This is a genomic window from Steroidobacteraceae bacterium, from assembly GCA_041395505.1.
Taxonomy (GTDB): Bacteria; Pseudomonadota; Gammaproteobacteria; order Steroidobacterales; family Steroidobacteraceae; genus JAWLAG01.
Genome location: JAWLAG010000001.1, coordinates 1,364,865 through 1,382,132 on the forward strand (window position 1 = coordinate 1,364,865; position 17,268 = coordinate 1,382,132).

Consider the following 17,268-nt stretch of genomic DNA (forward strand, 5'->3'; position numbering starts at 1 on the left):
TGGGGCCCGTCCTCATCGCAGCCACGGTGACGGTACTCCTCTGGCCTTCTGCGCGCGAGTTGCCAGTCGTGTGGCGATTGTCCTCGGACAATGATCAGGCGCACGCGTGGCTGCTTTTGCCCGCGATACTTTGGGCGCTCGTGCGCGCCGGCAATTCAATGCCGGACCGGTCGCCAGGCGCAGGCAAGATCAATCTTTGGTGGATCCCCATCCTGTTGTTGAGTCTTTGCTGGGCCGTCGCTGTGCGGGGCGCAATGAGCAGCGTGGGCTTGGCGTTGTGGCCGCTTGTCATCATGGCCTGCCTGGTCGGCGCATTTGGATTTCGCCGCGCCAAGCCGGCCGTCCTGCCGGTCGCGCTCCTGTACCTGACGCTGCCTGTATGGGACGTGCTGGTTGACCCGCTTCGGGGACTCAGCACTGCAGTGACGACCATGGTATTGCGAGCGCTGGACATTCCGGCGTTCGTCGAAGGGCATCGCGTGACATTGACGCACGGTGCAATAGAAATCGCGTCCGGGTGCTCGGGTGTCAATTTCTTCGTTGCAGCGTTGTCGCTGGCGGGGGTCGTGGGCCTGATGAATCGGGCGAGTGGCCGGCAGCTGGCGCGCTTGATGACGGTCGCGGCGGGGCTCGCGCTCGTTTGCAACTGGATTCGAATCATTGTCATTGTCATTGCCGCGCACCTTACCGAGATGCGGACGTTTCTGATAACGACCGATCATTACGTTTTCGGCTGGCTGTTGTTTGCGCTTGCCATGGCAGTTTTCTGCTGGTTCGCCGTGAAGCCAGGACCGGAATCGAAAGCCGCAACCCGCAAGGGCGGTGGCGTGCCGGTAATGCCCGCAAGCATGTTGGCTGCGCTGGCTGCGGCGGCAGTCGGTCCGTTGCTTTGGTTTCGAAGCGAATTCTTCGCTGCCAAGGCTGGCCCTCCTGCTGCATTGGCCCAGCTACCGCAAGCACTGGATCGCGTGGATGCCAGCATGAATGTTGCCTGGCGACCTGCGTTCGCCGGCGCACATGCCACCGACTTTGTATTGTCCGACCGGGATCCGGATGTCTATGTCTACCGCGCGATCTATTTCCAGCAGCAGCAAGGAGCGGAGCTTGTCGGTTACAGCAGCCGCTTGATTGCCACCGGTGACTGGAACACGACGGAGCACACATTGCCCGATTCAGTCATGGTGGCGGCGACCGCACCCGATGGCGCGCAATGGCGCATACGCTATGCCTATCTGGTTGGCAATAAGCAAACCGCGGCTGCCCGCCGTGCGCAGCTCACCTACGGTTGGCAGGCCCTTTGGGCTCGGCCCGCCAGTGCCATACTGGCCGTTGGCTCACCGTGTGCGCACGATTGCGCCGCCGCGGAGCGCGCCATATCGGCCCGGTGGCAGGCATCATTCCCGTGGTTTGCCGCGGAAGTTGCCGAGGCTCGCACCAATGGCTGAGTCGACCGCCTTGGTCAACGCGATGACGGTCGACGTGGAGGACTACTTCCACGTATCGGCGCTCGCGAATGCGATCGATCGGCAGGACTGGTCCAGCATGGAATTGCGCGCAGAAGCGAGCACGCGTGCGTTGCTCGAGTTGTTTTCCGCGCATGAGGTCAAGGCCACGTTTTTCGTCCTGGGCTGGATGGCGGAAAGATCGCCCGCGCTGGTTCGCGAGATCGCCAACGAGGGCCACGAAATCGCTTGCCACGGCTGGAGTCATCGGCTCGTCTACGAGCAATCGCGCCAGGAGTTTCGCGATGAGGCACTGCGCTGCAAGCAATTGCTCGAAGACCTGACCGGAACGAAAGTGCTTGGGTATCGGGCGGCCAGCTACTCGATTACCCGCGCATCACTATGGGCGCTCGACGATCTGATCGATCTCGGTTTTGTTTACGACTCGAGCATCTTCCCCATACGTCACGATCGCTACGGCATTCCCGATGCCAATCGCGCACCTGGACCGGTCGTGGCACCGTCCGGTCGGCCGATCGTGGAGTTTCCGCTGACAACGGCGAAATTGGGCGGCCTGCGCGTACCCTGTAGCGGCGGTGGGTATTTTCGATTATTGCCGTATTGGTTCACACGCAATATGTTGCGCCGGGTCAACACGCGCGATGCCCTGCCTTTCATTTTCTACCTGCACCCGTGGGAGATCGATGCCGGACAGCCGCGTTTCGATGCGGGTTGGTTGTCGAACTACCGGCACTACACGAACCTGAAGGCCTGCAAGCAGCGCCTGGAGACGCTGCTGGGTCAGTTTTCGTTCGCACGGGTCGATCGGGTTCTCGAAAACCTGGGGCTGATCGCATCGGGTCGGCCAGCCTGATGCGATAATTTCGAGGGCTGTTGGCCCGCGCACGCATCCACTCGAGGGGGGGAATTGGCCGACCTTCAGTATGAAGTGACCTGGCGAGTCTACCCGCACCAGGACCTCGTGCAGATGTCCGGTCTGCTGTGTGGTCTGGTGGCGTTGCAGCGAGCGGGCGTCATTTCGCTCGCCGTTGAGCGACATCCCGTACCGATCGGCATCAACGTGCCGTTGACCGATCTTCGCGTCATGCAGAAATCCACCGGTCGAAGCTGTCGCGCGATCTGGGAATTTCGTGATCAGTCAGACGTGCTCTATGCCGAACAGTTGGCGGGGGCGGACTGGTACTTCAAGCGCCAGTTCACCGAGCAGTCGTTGCGCGTAGCTGGTACGGCGAACGCCCACAAGGTGAGACCGCTCGGGCTGACGATTGCGGCCTTCTCCTGGCCGGCATGGCGCTGCGTCGCCGCCGCGATCAGGACTTCACTCGGTAGCGCAACCGCACGGCGGGCACGCGGTGGCGCCTGGCGCGCCTTACGCAAGGCGAGGTCCGACTTCATGCTATGGGCAACGCTGCCCGATACCGCCAGCGTGGAAGTCGGCGATGAGCACCCGCGGGAGCCGGCTATTGTTTTCCAGCCACGGTTGTGGAATGCCGAGTCACAGGGGAGCGGCGATGTCTTCGATGTCGCCAACGCGGATCGCATCCATAGCGTACAGGTGCTCCGCGCCGCCTTCGGTCAGCCGGAACGCATCGGGCTCATACATACCGCCGACGCGGTTGCCCTGGCACCCGACCTCATGCTGCAGCCCAAGGTCAGCGTGCGCCGCTATCATCGCCAGCTGAAATCATCGCTGATCGCGGTCAATTGCATCGGCCTCAGTGGCAGTGTCGGCTGGAAGTTCGCCGAGTACCTCGCGGCGGGTGTGGCCGTCGTCAGCCAGCCGATCGACAAGATTCTGCTGGCGCCGATCAATCCCGATGAGCATTACCTCGTCTACGAATCGATCGAGCAGGCTGTCGAATTGTGCCGGCGATTGCTTAAGGAGAGGCATTTGGCGAGCGCCATGTCGCGCCGCAATCGTCTGTACTACCAGACCTGGGTGCATCCGCCCGCTCACGCCCTGCACCTGCTGAAGAGCTGTTTCGAGAGAGGCTAGCGGGCGCTAGGCCGCTTTTGATTCGATGGCCTTCTGCGCGGCATTCTCGCCGCTAAGGAATGCCTGATCGGTCCAGAGATAGCCCCAGTCGCCATAGCGACCGCAGTAGCCAATGCCGATATCGTCGAGATAGCCATGAACGGTCGCCAGTGCACGCGCGCGATCAAGATCGAAAATGATATTGGCGTAGTCGATGAGCATCGCAGCCTTGTGCAGCAGGCGATCGTTGTCGCGGAGCACGCCGCAACGGATCAGGCCATCGATGCAAGGCTGGATGAGTGTTTCCGGGGCGCTGCTGAGGGGTCGGTACTTGCGCGAGAAATACACTTCGCACTGGATGCTGCTGGTCCCTGGTGGACAGGTGTGGGCCGACATGTTGCGCGGGTAGCTGACCCGGCTGAATGGATATTCATCGTCGTAGAAATACGTCCAGCTCGATGGCGAAACATCCTCACGGGCGACGCCCAGATTGACCAGCACGACCGAGGTGCAGGCAAGCTGTGCCGCGGCAGCGACCACGTCCCGTGGTGTCCCGGCGATCATCGGTATGAGCTCGGTCAGCGGCACGGACGATATGAGACGGCGATAGGTCTTGCTGGAGCCGTCGGAAAAGCCTGCCAGATTGCGTTTTGGCTCGACGGCGGTCAGGCGCTTGTTGAGCTCGATCGGATGCTGGCGACACCAGGGTGCGAGAAATTCGGCAAAGCCGCCACGCTTCGGGTATCGGTAGCCCTGGACGTAGTGGATGTTGGGCGGCGACTGCGCCAATGCACCCGTGAGTATCTCGGCAAGCTTGGCCTGGTACAGGCGCGGGCCGACCCATTCCGTGCTGAGATTGCGCGCTTCCGTCGTGTGGTACTTGCGCGTGTACTGCATGGGAAACGTCCTGGCATAGGTCGTGCCATAGCTCGCAAGCAGCCATTGCTCGTAGTTCACAACCGATTCATTCGGACGATTCTGTGCTTCGACGAAGTCGCAGATCGTTTCGGTCACGAGTTGTTCCGGTAGCCCCTTCAGGTTGGTGATGCCTGGGTGGCGAAAGCGATGGCCCTGCCAGTAGTTGTCGATATAGGCACGCACGTCTTCGTACTCGCCGCCGAGGTTGGCCAGCAACAGGTCCCGGATGCGTGCGTCCGCAGTAAAGGAGACATGCGGACCCTCGTCGAAAACGAAGCCGTCCGCGACGTGGGTCGCCGTGTGGCCGCCGGCATAGGACTTCTGGTCGACGAGCGAGAACCGCGCCCCCTCCGCCTGCAGGCGATGGGCGGCCCCCAGGCCCGCCATGCCGGTGCCGACAATTAGGATGTCCTGGTTGCTGCTCGTCACGTACGGTCCGCCTGGAAAACCGCAGGTTGGCTTATGTTACCTGCCAAGTCCGTGAACAAGGCCGCAGTTCAAGCCGGCGCTTGGGCGCCGGGACGCGCGACGCTGCGGACGAACTCCCAGGAATCAAGCAGATAGGCGCGCGCAATGATGGCCATGACACCCAGAAAGGTCGCGCCGCCGAGCACCACCTGCGCGCCCAGGGACAGCCAGCCATTCAGGGCGCCCGCCCAGGCCGAATCGGCCCACAGGCGGCAGGCGCCGAACATGGCGATAGCGCTCACCAGGGGCGGCGCCAGTGTGCCGAGGATGGTGCGCAGCGGTATGGCCAGGGCAAAAGCGACCTGCCAGGCCGAATACAGGTAGCAGACCGGGAAGGTCACAATCCAGCCCCAGGCCGCGCCGGTCAGGCCCCAGTGGCTGCCGACCCAGACGCCGAGCGGTACCAGGACCGCGGTCAGGGCGAGGTCCCGGGTCGCGAGGGTGGGCCGCCCGACCGAGGTCACTACAGTGTGATGAACGAAGGCGAGCATGCGCAGGGGCGCGATGGCAGCCATCAGGGTCAGCACCGGTGCTGCATTGGACCATTTTTCGCTGAGGACGACCGGCACGAAGACCGTGGCGATGGCGGCGATGCCGCCGCAGGCGGCAAAGGCGTAGAGCGAGACCAGCTTCGCGAGCCGAAGGTAAGTCTGGCGCAATCGGTCCATGTCGTCCTGCATGCGTGCGAAGGTGGGGAAGCTGACTTTGTTGAGCGCCTCCATGGCCTTGTCGACGGGCATCAAGGCGATCAGGCCAGCGACGGAATACGCCCCGAGCAGGGCGCTACCCAGGACCCGACCGACGATGGCCGAATCCGCCTGGCCGCTGAAGTACCAGAGGAGTCTCGCGCCAACGATGTTGGAGCCAAATCCGGCAAACGGCTTGACCTCGGCGAGGTCCCACCGCGGCCGCACCGGCCCGCGGTGGAAATAAAGCGTCATCGACAGGCGCACGACGAGATTGGCGAGATTGCCTGCGACCAACGCCCAAACACCCCAGCCGGACCAGGCGCCCGCAAAGGTGGTCGCGAGGCTCGCGAACTGGCCCGCCATCATCGCTACGCTTACTTCACGAAATCGAAGTTCGCGCTCCATCAGCGCCTGCGGAACCACCATCCAGCCGGCGACCAGGAGCTGCAGGCCCAGCATGCGAGTGACCAGCACGACGCGCGGCTCTTCGAAGACGTGGGCCAGGAGGGGCGCCAGCAACCACAGAGCGAGCAGCAGGGCCAGGTTCAGAAACAACACGGCTCCAGAAATCGCTTCGATGGTCTGGCGGGACATGGACCGGGCCTGGACGATGGCGGCTCCGAGCCCGAGCTCGTTGAACAACGCCAGGAATCCGGTCACGATGGTGGCCATGGCGACCAGACCGTAATCGGTTGGCGCCAGCAGCCGCATGACGACGATGGTCATCGGCCAGGTCGTCAGCTGAACCAGAGCGCGTGCTGCGACCGTCCAGCGTATGCTGGAGAAAACACGATCCCGTAATTGCTGGTCGCTCATGGAGTCTTATGGTTTATTGACATACCGCGGCCCGCCGCCGACATCGAAAAACGCGAACTCGATTCTGGCTCGGACGCCCGCAAATCGGCGACAATGGTATGCCAAATAACAACAAACAAACGGCATGGATATCACAGGGACCGGGTGAGTCAGCAGCGATCTTCAATTTTATGCGTTCTTCCGTATTGGCCGTGGCCGCCACGGCGCAACGGCGCGGCCGTGCGCTTTTTCCCGATACTGGAGCATCTGCAGCGCGAGCGAGGCGTGGACCTGGTCGTCATCAACGATAGCCCGGCGGCCACCTCTCCGCGCGATGTGGCGCGATTCTGCAGCCGCTACGCGGTGATCCCGGCACGCGGCATGGGGGATGCGGGCATTGTCGAGCGCGGCTATTTCTGGCTGCGCGGGTTGTTGCCCGCGACCGCACCGTACGAATACGCCGACCCCTTTGCGCATGAGCTCAGCGAGCGCATTCTCGAATTCGTGGGCGAGCGGCGGTACGACATTCTCTATTACGCCGGTGTGTCGCGCGCCGATACTTTTGTTCGACTGAAGGCCGCGCGCATCGCTCGGCGTGCCGTTTTCGATTTCGTCGATTCGCCCTACCTCAAAGCGGTACGCGAATCGGCAACGGTGATGGGGCTAAGCCGGGCCAAGCACCTCGTGCATACCGTGACCACGCGCAACTGGGAGCGCCGGCTGCGTGCCAACACGGATTGCAGCATCTACATATCCGCCGCTGATGCGGCGGCCGCGGGAATGACCGATGCGAGCACGGGCAAGGTCGTCGTCGTGCCGAACGGCATATTGGCCGAGGCAGACACGGGTGAGCCGTTACCCGCGGATTTGACCTCCGGGAAGACGATCGGTTTCCTGGGCAACATGGGCTATGAGCCCAACTACCTGGCTGCGCTTCGCCTGCACGACCGCATCTTCAGGCCGCTGAAGGCGCGCTGCGCGGACTTGAAGCTGGTCATTGTGGGCCGGGACCCGGTCCCGGCCATCCAGCGCCTTGCGTCGGAGGATGTCATCGTCACGGGAACGGTTGACAACATCATGCCCTATATCGATGCCATCGACGTTTGGGTACTGCCGATGTTCACGGGCGCGGGCCTTCAGAACAAGGCGATAGAAATCATGTCGCGCGGTCGGCCGGTCTTGATGTCATCCATCTGCAATTCCGGAATCGGGGCGCGCGACGGGTTCGAGGTCTGTCTCGCGGATTCGGACGAGTCGTTCGTCGACACCGCGCTCCAGTTGTTGAGCGATCCCTTGATGCAGCGGCGGATTGGCGAAGGTGGTCGATCGCTGACCGCGCGTGAGTTTGACTGGGCGGCGATCACGGCGCGTCTCGAAACTGTGATCTACGGCGAGCTATTGCCATCTGCCAGGCCGCAGGTGATGCGGGTAGGGGCACCAACCCGCGACGCCATGTGACAATATCGCCTTGAAGCCCGACTCCCCGGGCGGGGCGATTCGACTATCGTGCAGCTGATCGAGACCACCGAGTTTGCGCCGCAGGACTGGGCTGCGTTCGTCACACGCAGTCCCAATGCGGCGGCCTATCATGACCCGCGCTGGCTCGAGCTATTCGCCCGCGTTTTCAGCGTCAAGACGTACTTTGTGAGCGCGCGGAACGCTCAGGGTGGGCTGCTGGGTGGCCTGCCGCTGGTGCTGCAGAGCAGCCTGCCGTTCGGTCGGTACATGACGTCGCTCCCTTTCGTCAACTATGGCGGGCCGCTGGCGCAATCCGGGGAGGTAACGTCGCGACTCGCCAGCGCTGCGGCCGAGTTGGCGCAGACGCACCGCGCGCGTCACCTCGAGCTTCGTACGTTTGAGGCGGACGTCCTGGGCTGGCCACAACGCATCGACAAGGTGACGATGATTCTGTCCTTGCCTGATTCGGCAGAGGCGCTGTCCAAGCAGCTTGGTGCCAAGCTCAGGTCGCAAATCAAGCGCATGGATCGCGAAAGCCCGCGCATACGCATCGGCGGAGTGGAGCTGGTCAACGATTTCTATGGTGTATTCGCCGTCAACATGCGCGAACTCGGGACGCCCGTCTATTCGCGCAGCTTCTTTCGCGAAATCCTGACCTCGTTCGCCGATGAAGCGCGCATTGTCGTCGTGGAACGCGGCGCCCAACCAGTCGCCGCCGGACTGGTGTATCAACATCGCGATTGCATGGAGATACCCTGGGCGGCGTGTCTGGCGGAGCAGAAACGCGTAGGCGCGAATATGCGCCTTTACTGGGAGTGCCTGAAATTGGCCATCGAACGTGGCGCTCGCCGTTTCGATTTTGGGCGATGCACTCGCGACTCGGGTACCTTTCGCTTCAAGAAGCAATGGGGCGCCGAGCCGACGCAACTTTATTGGCACTATTGGCTGGCAGAGGGCCGCAACGTGCCGCAACTGCACCACGGCAACAAGCGGCTGGGCCTTGCCATACGTGCGTGGCAGAAGATGCCGCTCGCGGCCTGCAACTGGCTTGGGCCGAAGATAGTTCGTAACTTGCCGTAACGTGCCGCAAATCAAGTAGCGCGTAAGCCACCGCAATTGACTATGCCTTCCACTAGTTCAGCCAGAGCGCGAAAAAACCACGCAAACACCGAGGGCACGTCATCCACGGTGGCTCCTTCGAAGGCGGTGATGTTTTTTACGGGTTTGTTCTTTTTCTTCGAATTCTTGCGGCCACAGGACATGTATTCTTTTATCGCGCCGCTAAAAATCCCATTAATATCCGGCATTGTTCTGATATTTCTCTGGCTAAACCAGGGCAAGCGTTACGGTTGGAAGGATAGACGAATCCGTCTGATCATCTACTTCACCGTGTTCTGCGCCGTAAGTATCCTTTGGTCAAACAATCAATATTGGGTCTGGCTAAGTTTCCAGGATATGGCCATCACCTTGTTGGGCGGCATATTGCCGCTAGTAGCGTTCTATGCGGCGAAAAACCGCTTTCGCAATTTTCTGGTCTTCTACATTTTTCTTCACTGTATTTTGGCGGCTTGGGCATTCGCACATAAGGGTACGGGGCCCGGCGGATCCATTGGCGACGAGAACGATCTAGCGCTTGTGCTTAACGCGGCGATCCCAATCGCATTCATGGGTCGACACGCTTTGAGCGGCAGAGTCATTGGTCCAAAACTTCTGGTCATTGCAGCTGCAATTCTTGGGTTCGGCGTTATTGCGACAGAATCCCGCGGCGGATTTGTCGGGCTAGCCATCGCCTTGTGCGGGATCATCATGATTGGTAAACACCGCATAAGGAACTTTCTGATACTTGGTGTTCTTGCAGCGATTACTTACCAGTTTCTGCCAGCGGAATATGTCGGGGACGTAAAGTCAATCTCCGATCCGAATGATATTACTCGCGTGGAGCGGATCTACTCCTGGCAGCTGGCTTGGAAAATGTTTCTGGCCAACCCGATTCTCGGCGTATCTGCAGGCAACTATGCATGGTCGGTAGCCGATTACGAGGTAAATCAGGGTATAGATTCACCCATCAAGCGTTCTTTGGCCGGTCGTGCAGCGCATTCTCTGTACTTCACCCTCATTGCGGAAACCGGCCTCGTTGGCACTACGATCTACTTCTTGTTGATTTTTCGAATTATTGCGACGTTATGGAAATGCATACGATGGCAGCCTTTGTCGCCCGCACTTCCAGGCAAGTTTATCAGTGATCTTGCGGCGGCTATCTTGACCTCGTTACTGAGTTACCTTGCGTGCGCATCGTTTATTACAGTTCTTTATTACCCGCATTTTTGGTACCTGTGCGCGTTCGCTGTCGTCCTTGACGAAATTCGTCGCAAAATGGAAACACAAGACAAACCTTCCCTGGAAATCACCACATCGCCGTAATTTGTCGCCGCCGCGCATATCACGCTATGTCGCGGATCGATGACATGTGTCTCTCAATTGTTCGGTCGTGTAGTGTGACTTGAGTCGGATAAAACGTCCGCAAATGCATTTACGATGACCTTGTCGCGAACGGGTATTTAATTCGGAGTCATGTCATGCAGGTCGCATTTCGATCGTTATTGTGTCTAGCGTTATGCCTGTCGTATGTAATCCCGGCGTCGGCTCAGCAGAGCTTGATGGCTGGCGCGACTGCGGAACGATATACGATCCCGCAGGGTTGGAAATTAGCGTACGCACAAGGATTCGAAGGTGGGCTCAATGCATCGATTGAGCACATTGATGCAATCGCGTCTCCGAGCTCAGCGATAGTGCACTCAGGATCGCGCGCATTGATTGGAACGATAAGAGGCGATGACCAGGGTGTCCGTTGGGTACTGTTTCCAAGTGCGATTGGCGATGCGAAAGAAATTTACTACTCGTGGTGGGATTACCTTAGCCCGGAAACCCGGCAAAATGACGAAATGTGGATCTGGCAGGCGCATGTGCGAGATCCGGCGTTTCAAGAAGTTTTCTGGGCCTACTGGAATACACCAAACGGGGAATTCAATTCCAACAGCTCGAATCTGGTTGGTGTGTCGCAGGGATCACCTGCACAAGGTGCCCGGGAGAACGCCGACTATATGGGGATTGTGCCAATCCATAATACCGGATGGACACAATTTGAAGTGCATTATCGAGCAAACTCGCCGGGGCAAAGCGATGGCTTCTTGCGCATCTATCGCAACGGTGCACTTCTGGCGAAACTCGAGAACAAGAATCTGAATGGTCAGTTTTCGATGCAGGGTATGCAAACGCAAGTTGGCGGTACCTACACCAAGTTACTTTGGAAGGATAGCACCGGCGCTTGCACGCAAGGCATCGGATGGGGAACGGGTTACGACCGTTGCCCGGATTTCAATAATTGCGGATGTGCACCGAATGTCCCAATTCACCAACGTGCTCTGGATGACATCATTGTCATGGTTCCATCGAGCACAAATCTTTCGGCGCCACCGCCGACTCCGGCACCGGCGGCGGTACCAGCTGCCGTGGGTGAGCTGCGCGTGGAATAGGACTTACGATTTCGCCTGCCGGTGGAGAGTCGAGACAGCGCGGGACAATTCGTAAATTTTCTCGAGTCTTTCGGCCAAGCTGTCCCAGGAGTATCGCGAAACGGCGAGTTCTCGTGCTGCGCGGCCAAGGGATATCGCGAAGTCCGGGTTGCTTCTGATTTTCTTGATTGCCTGGACAAAATCCTGCACATCGTCCGCGATCAGCGCATGCTGGCCATGAATAAGGTCCAGACCTTCCGCTCCTACGCTCGTGGTGACGATAGGGAGCCCAACTGCCATCGCCTCAAGCAGTTTCAGTTTGGTTCCCCCTCCATGGCGGAGAGGGCAGATGCAAATATCCGCGTGCCTGTATTCGGCCAATAGATCATCTACAAATCCGGTGGCAATAACGCTGCTGTCGAGGCTTGCAACATTCGAAACAAGAGCTGGCGGCTTCGCTCCAACCACGCGCACCCGTAGCCCAGGAGCATCGACCTTCAGTACGGGCCAGATTCGATTGAAGAAATATTCCACTGCATCGACATTCGGTGCCCAGCCAAAATTGCCAACAAAAATCAATGTACATAGCTGCTCTGCGGGCTTCTCATGAGGAGTAAAGTGCTGGACATCGCATCCGTTTTCGCACACTTCTACGCGCGATTGCGGCGCGAGTCTGCGGAGAATGGCAGCATCTGCCTCTGAGACCGCAACATTGCAGGAGACCAAGCGGCAGTATTCTTGCTCCGCGTCGACCAAACGAGACGACTCTAGCCGGTAAATCGTTCGGTGAATCAATCGATGTTCCACGTTGCAGCGCGTGGCCATCACTTGAGACTCTACGTTGTGATGATTGAGGACTATCGGGTAATCACGAAACAGCGGAACAAAAATTGCAAGGCTGATCGTGTCGAGATGAATTACATCATATTGACCCTTTGCTACTAGAATCGTGATGATCTGAGCCATTTCTCTCGAGCGAAGCCAATTCATGGAGTATCCGCCCTTGGAGATTACCGCACGTAGATAGAGGAGCAGTCTGGGCAATGTATGGCGCTCGGCGGGGATCGAAACGATCTCAACCGATTTGGCGAACTTCCGCAACTCGGCCGCTGCAAGCTCAATCTGTTTGTTGGAAGATAACAGGGCAGACTGATTGAAGCACAATAGGTCGACCGCGTGGCGGTTTGCGATACGGCGGAACAAATTATAGTTGCGTACCAGTGCGCCGGTGACCGGCGGAAAAGGAACATTGTGTGAAATCCAAAGTATACGCATCATGCACGCCGGCTAGGCTGCCAGGTTGTGAACTCTGCGCCAGTAAGAAATCTGTACCAGGCAGTCAGGATCGCGACATTTGCGGTAACGAAGAAAGCTGCAATTCTGAGGGCAGCGAACGCACGCCTGTTTGAAAGACCCCCTCCAAACGTTGCTGCTGCGTAAAAACCGACCTGCAACACAAACAGCGGTAATGCATAGTTCGTTTCGCTCTGAGCTACCAAAGCGGCATTGGAAACAAGGGCTGTAATCATGAAGATTGGCACCAACCAGCGCAGTAGCTTGTGTTGAAGGAGTTGCAGGGCAAAACGTCCATGCGTCAGTGGATTGATAGCCGAAATATTTCTAAAAAATGCTCGCATACCCCGGGCAACCGTACGGACTTTTCGCGCATATTCGGCTTTCGGAGATTCCAGACTTCTGTAATACCCAATCGTTCGCGGGTCGGCGATGGCTCTCATCCCTCTTTGAACCGTGTTCGCTGCGGCTAGAAAATCACTGTCGCGATCGGTCGCCCAGTTGTCGCAAAGAATCTTGCGGATGGCGAAAAAGGACCCACTGAGGCCGATCAAGGATCCAAGGCGGCTCTCGAGAGTGCGCAGCCACATTTCGTATTTGACGTACAAGCCTTCACCGTCGATTTCGCCGTTGCTCGTCAAGACCTTGTCGGTACTACTGACACATCCGACACTCGTATCCGCAAAATTCTCCACCAATGTGCCAATAGCGCTGCTTTCAAATGTTGTCCCTACATCGGTGAACACCAGCACTTCGCCGTTGCTCGCATCGATAGCCTGTTTTTGGCAAGACTCCTTGCCACGACGGTCCGTGTTAACAATGACACGTAGCACGCTGGACTCGTAGCGACGCAATATTTCCGCAGTGTTGTCGGTAGAGCCGTCAGAGACGCAAATGTACTCTATCGGTCCGCGCGCGTAATTGGTGGCAAGCAGATTTTCAATCTTGCGCTGAATATTGGTGCCTTCATTGTAGGCTGTGACTATGATCGAGACGCTTATAGAGTCTGGACGGCGCGCGCAGTCCTTGCCAAACAATGCAGCGGCGGTCCAAATGACGACAGCGTACCCAAAATAGGCATATAGAATTGCTGCGACGGAAAACCAAAAAACAAACGTCATGTGTGCTGTTCAGTCCGGAAGCGCCTGGCGAACATGGCGTAGAGTGTAGTCGAGTGTGACCGGTTATTAACTGGCAGCATTTAGCAATTCGGTATACAACGAGTCGTACCGGCTTCTCATTATGTCGACGCTATATCCTGTTTCGATCCGGGATCGCGCTCGCCGTTGGGTGTCTTCGAGTGCACCTTGGTCATCGAGAAGTCCGTTGATTTGTGTGGCGAGTTGCCCCGTATCGGTCCCAGGAGCCAGTAATCCGCAACCATCGTCAAGCAAATCTGTAAGGCCACCTACGGATCGCGCGGCAACAATCGTGCCTTGTGCCATGGCCTCCAGCGCAGTCATGGGCATTCCCTCGTGATCGGACGTAAAACATACGACATCAACCTGCCGTAAGAGCGCAGGAATATCATCGACGAATCCGGTGAAATTGAGGTGCGACACCGATTGTGCATCACTCGATGATTCGAGTATGTCGCGAAGCGGACCGTCCCCTACGACGAGAAACCGGTAACATCCGGGACGCATGTGCTCAAGGTGGCGAGCAACTTCAAGAAAGAGGTCGACGCGCTTGACGGCGACAATTCGGCCAATGAATGCAACGGTACGGACAGGTAACACAGCACGGGGTTCGAACGGCCTCGATGCGATGTCTATACCATTCGGTATGACGGTAATTCGGTTTGGCGGTAGACCTTTTGAGAGTACCTTGGCGAGATCATCTGAAACCGCAACAGTCTGGTTTGCAACAAATTGGGCTGATAATCGGTTCAGCACGTCAGTTGTTCGCGCGGCTAGACGGATGAATGACGGGAAATGCTCGGGCGCTCCATGTTCGGTGCGGACCAGGACTCGTCGAAAATCCAGCCCACGCGATAGCGCAGCAGCAATGTGCTCTTTTTTTCGATGAGAGTGGAGAACGCGAACGTCATGGCTTTTTTGAAGCTCCCGCAATCGGGTCGTTATGGAAAAAAAGGACAGCCGCTTTTCATCGAGAATAAAGGTTGATACGCCACAGTGGTCCAACCGCGATCGCAGCAGGCCGTCGTTAAGTAACGCGACGATAGGTTCGTATGCACCGGCAGTATTCTGGTTCATCGCGAGATTGAGAAGCATTTGTTCCGCGCCTCCCCACAAGTCGCCGGACGCCACATGTAGAACATGTTCGCGAGCTGTCACGATTCGGGCATTCTCGAAGCAATTAGGTGGAGGCGATCGCAAATAATTCTTGCCGTCTCTTTGCTGATGCGCGAATGCAGTGGCAACGTGATGAGCCGCTCAGCGTAATTGTCTGCGTTCGGAAATCCAGAATTCGCGATTACATGGTCTTGAAGTTGCGGGTAGTCGGCAAGCAATTGTGGATACATCGTGCTTATTCCAAGTTGTCTGCACAATCGATCGTTCATTATGTGTTCGCGCAATCTGTGACTGCGGCACAGTACGGGAAGGCGCAGGAGCGATTCGTTTGTATCTTGCCGTGCCATTGAATGGTATCCCCTCAGATAGGCCGATTCTGGAGCAAATAGCGCGGAGTAAATAGACGGTGCCGGTTTGGGCAGAGCCCGGGAGGCAAGCCAGTTGAATCGTATAACCGGTTCCGCCCAGTCTGGAGCGACGGAAATAATCTGGTTGAGACGTACATGAGTTTCACCGATGCCAAATAGCTGCGATCGCCGCAACCAGTCGTACAAGCCAAGAATCAAAATGAGATTGTTGGCATATTGCTTGATTCGCCACGAAAGCGGTGGACGAGGTTGGCGCGCTGCTGCGGCAAATCCGACGTGCGTATCAGACGTCGCTTGCGGTTGCAGCAGTAAACCGCCTATCAAAGCATTTACCGGTTTGCCTCTACCAAAGCTGAATATGACTGGAGTTTGGAGCGAGCGACGGGCGAGGATCGCATCGGGATGAGCTTGGCAGGCATCCAGAATTATGACGGCGGGCGACTTGGACCGCAGCTCGGCTCTTATCTCCTCTGCATTGTCGCCCGAACCAAGGAAATTGACGCATACAACCGCTACCGTATTGCGTGTCACAGCGGCCAAAACGTCTGCTGCAGGCATCTGAGGGTTATCTCGGTCAAAATCAACGAGTCGCAGTCGCGCTCCCGCGGAAATAGCTGCTGTCGCAATGTCGGGGCACGCATACGCAGGCGCAATGACTTCGGGTATTCCTGCTTCGCGGCTATCGGAAATAGCCGCTGAAATAGCTGCGGACAGGGCGGAAGTGCCATTGGCGTACAAGTGGCCTTGTGTAAGGAATGGTAGTGGCTCGTCTGCAGCGTGCTTACGCGCAGAACAAACTAATTCGCCGACAGGGGCAACAGACTTGAGCACGATTGAGTAAAACGGGGATCGCAGTCCAGTCCCTATAATACAGGCTCATCGACCGTGGCGAGGTACCGAGAGGCGTCGCCTGTGCGTGCCGCGCTAGATATGCGATGCTTGAGCCGGTTTTGCAGCGAGTGCAAGCCAAGCCCGGCAAACAGCGAGCTCCGCTAATTTTGCAGCAAATTTTTTGTAGTTAAGTGATGCCAAAATCCCTACCGCATACCATCAAGTCGCAGCTCCGCTCGTTATATGGGCGCTTCGCCGCGCCAATCGGTCAACGCCGGCATCGCCGGGATTTCGCGATTCTTACGTACCATAGGATCTTGCCCGTCGAGCATGCCGACTTTGGCATTGAGGAGCCAGGCATGGTCGTTACGCCAGAGACCTTCGAAATGCATCTTCAGGTGCTCCAACGTGAGATGCGACTGACGCACCTGGGGGCGACAGTAGATGACGAGCGTGGTGGCGCGGTTGATTCAACTCGCCCTGCAGTTGCAATTACGTTCGACGATGGCTGGCGGGATAATTACCTTTACGCTTATCCTCTTCTCAAGAAGTACAATGCGCCTGCGACAATTTTTGTTGTTACAAGCCTGGTTGGAAGCAACCGGGGTTTCTGGCCGACCAATTTGGCCAGGCGGTTGAAAGGGCGTCCTCTAAGTTCATCCCTCAAGGATATTGTCGCCGACGAGCTGGCAGAATTCCTTCATGCATTTGGCGGGAAACATTCTGATCAGCGCGTGTCGTGGGACGCGACATTGATCAGCTTGGCCGTGGGTGCGTGCAAGCGGTTTGCCGACTCCCAAATGGAAGCCTGGATCGAGCGGATTGATTCACAAGACGCGTCTTCCGGTCGAGATATTGTCAGCTGGGAAGAACTGGATGAAATGTCTGCGAGTGGGTTGGTTAGCGTCGAATCACATTCTGTCGCACATCAGCGAATGACCGCGAACGTGACAGACGACGTAATTGCGCGGGAACTGGCTGATTCGCGCACCGCAATCAGGAAACGGCTTGGAATCGACCCACAGATATTTTGTTACCCTAATGGCGACTATACGGCGAAGGCGGCGGAGATTGTGTCAAAGTACTATCGCGCTGCCGTAACGACCGACATAGGATGGAACCACCGTACCGGTAACAGGTTCTCGTTGCGACGTTTTTCGATACACGAAGACATGGCGAGCACACGGGACGATCTAATGGCAATCCTCTACTAGGCCAGCGCGAATGCTCGCGGTCTTCGAAT

Annotated in this window: 14 protein-coding genes; 8 read left to right on the top strand and 6 right to left on the bottom strand. The window is 57.8% G+C overall.

All coding sequences use genetic code 11. The annotated features are described in order from the left end of the window. Positions 1-26 precede the first annotated feature (26 nt). From xrt to R3E77_06210, 3 genes are read left to right on the top strand one after another with little or no spacing between them, the layout of a single operon-like run. Complete coding sequence (xrt, locus tag R3E77_06200; GenBank protein ID MEZ5499002.1) at positions 27-1,445, top strand: exosortase; 1,419 nt, start codon at positions 27-29, stop codon at positions 1,443-1,445. Beyond that, positions 1,438-2,316: a DUF3473 domain-containing protein gene (locus R3E77_06205; protein ID MEZ5499003.1), complete on the top strand. Its 879-nt coding sequence runs from the start codon at positions 1,438-1,440 to the stop codon at positions 2,314-2,316. Before xrt ends, R3E77_06205 begins: the two co-directional genes overlap by 8 nt. 54 nt (positions 2,317-2,370) lie before the next feature. Continuing rightward, a complete protein-coding gene (locus R3E77_06210; protein MEZ5499004.1) occupies positions 2,371-3,459 on the top strand; it encodes a glycosyltransferase in 1,089 nt (362 codons plus the stop codon). A 6-nt stretch (positions 3,460-3,465) separates the two neighbouring features. Here the strand turns inward: R3E77_06210 and R3E77_06215 are convergent, their stop codons facing one another. Both R3E77_06215 and R3E77_06220 read right to left on the bottom strand, forming a co-directional pair. Further along, positions 3,466-4,785, bottom strand: a complete 1,320-nt coding sequence (locus tag R3E77_06215; protein ID MEZ5499005.1) for an NAD(P)-binding protein — start codon at positions 4,783-4,785, stop codon at positions 3,466-3,468. A 68-nt stretch (positions 4,786-4,853) separates the two neighbouring features. Continuing rightward, positions 4,854-6,329 carry a lipopolysaccharide biosynthesis protein gene (locus R3E77_06220; protein MEZ5499006.1) on the bottom strand — a complete coding sequence of 492 codons (1,476 nt, stop codon included), beginning with the start codon at positions 6,327-6,329 and terminating at the stop codon, positions 4,854-4,856. 219 nt (positions 6,330-6,548) lie between these two features. Between R3E77_06220 and R3E77_06225 the strand changes: the two genes are divergently transcribed. From R3E77_06225 to R3E77_06240, 4 genes are all read left to right on the top strand, one after another. Beyond that, the gene (locus R3E77_06225) at positions 6,549-7,766 is read left to right on the top strand and encodes a glycosyltransferase (protein ID MEZ5499007.1); all 1,218 of its coding nucleotides are present in this window, start codon (positions 6,549-6,551) and stop codon (positions 7,764-7,766) included. A 48-nt stretch (positions 7,767-7,814) separates the two neighbouring features. Beyond that, on the top strand, positions 7,815-8,846 hold the full coding sequence (locus R3E77_06230) for a FemAB family PEP-CTERM system-associated protein (GenBank protein ID MEZ5499008.1): 1,032 nt from the start codon (positions 7,815-7,817) through the stop codon (positions 8,844-8,846). 108 nt (positions 8,847-8,954) lie between these two features. After that, complete coding sequence (locus R3E77_06235; protein ID MEZ5499009.1) at positions 8,955-10,187, top strand: O-antigen ligase family protein; 1,233 nt, start codon at positions 8,955-8,957, stop codon at positions 10,185-10,187. A 389-nt stretch (positions 10,188-10,576) separates the two neighbouring features. Continuing rightward, complete coding sequence (locus R3E77_06240) at positions 10,577-11,299, top strand: hypothetical protein (protein ID MEZ5499010.1); 723 nt, start codon at positions 10,577-10,579, stop codon at positions 11,297-11,299. A gap of 3 nt (positions 11,300-11,302) precedes the next feature. Here the strand turns inward: R3E77_06240 and R3E77_06245 are convergent, their stop codons facing one another. From R3E77_06245 to R3E77_06260, 4 genes are all read right to left on the bottom strand, one after another. Then, positions 11,303-12,556, bottom strand: coding sequence for a glycosyltransferase family 4 protein (locus tag R3E77_06245; GenBank protein MEZ5499011.1), 1,254 nt, complete (start codon positions 12,554-12,556; stop codon positions 11,303-11,305). Continuing rightward, positions 12,553-13,692 (bottom strand): glycosyltransferase, encoded by a 1,140-nt coding sequence (locus R3E77_06250; GenBank protein MEZ5499012.1) that lies wholly within the window; start codon positions 13,690-13,692, stop codon positions 12,553-12,555. Before R3E77_06250 ends, R3E77_06245 begins: the two co-directional genes overlap by 4 nt. Before the next feature lie 66 nt (positions 13,693-13,758). Beyond that, positions 13,759-14,868, bottom strand: a complete 1,110-nt coding sequence (locus R3E77_06255; GenBank protein MEZ5499013.1) for a glycosyltransferase family 4 protein — start codon at positions 14,866-14,868, stop codon at positions 13,759-13,761. Then, positions 14,865-15,932 (bottom strand): DegT/DnrJ/EryC1/StrS family aminotransferase, encoded by a 1,068-nt coding sequence (locus tag R3E77_06260; protein MEZ5499014.1) that lies wholly within the window; start codon positions 15,930-15,932, stop codon positions 14,865-14,867. The genes R3E77_06255 and R3E77_06260 overlap by 4 nt, the downstream gene beginning before the upstream one ends. Before the next feature lie 410 nt (positions 15,933-16,342). Here R3E77_06260 and R3E77_06265 point away from each other — a divergent pair, with 410 nt between their 5' ends. After that, a complete protein-coding gene (locus R3E77_06265) occupies positions 16,343-17,239 on the top strand; it encodes a polysaccharide deacetylase family protein (GenBank protein ID MEZ5499015.1) in 897 nt (298 codons plus the stop codon). The last annotated feature ends 29 nt before the right edge of the window (positions 17,240-17,268 follow it).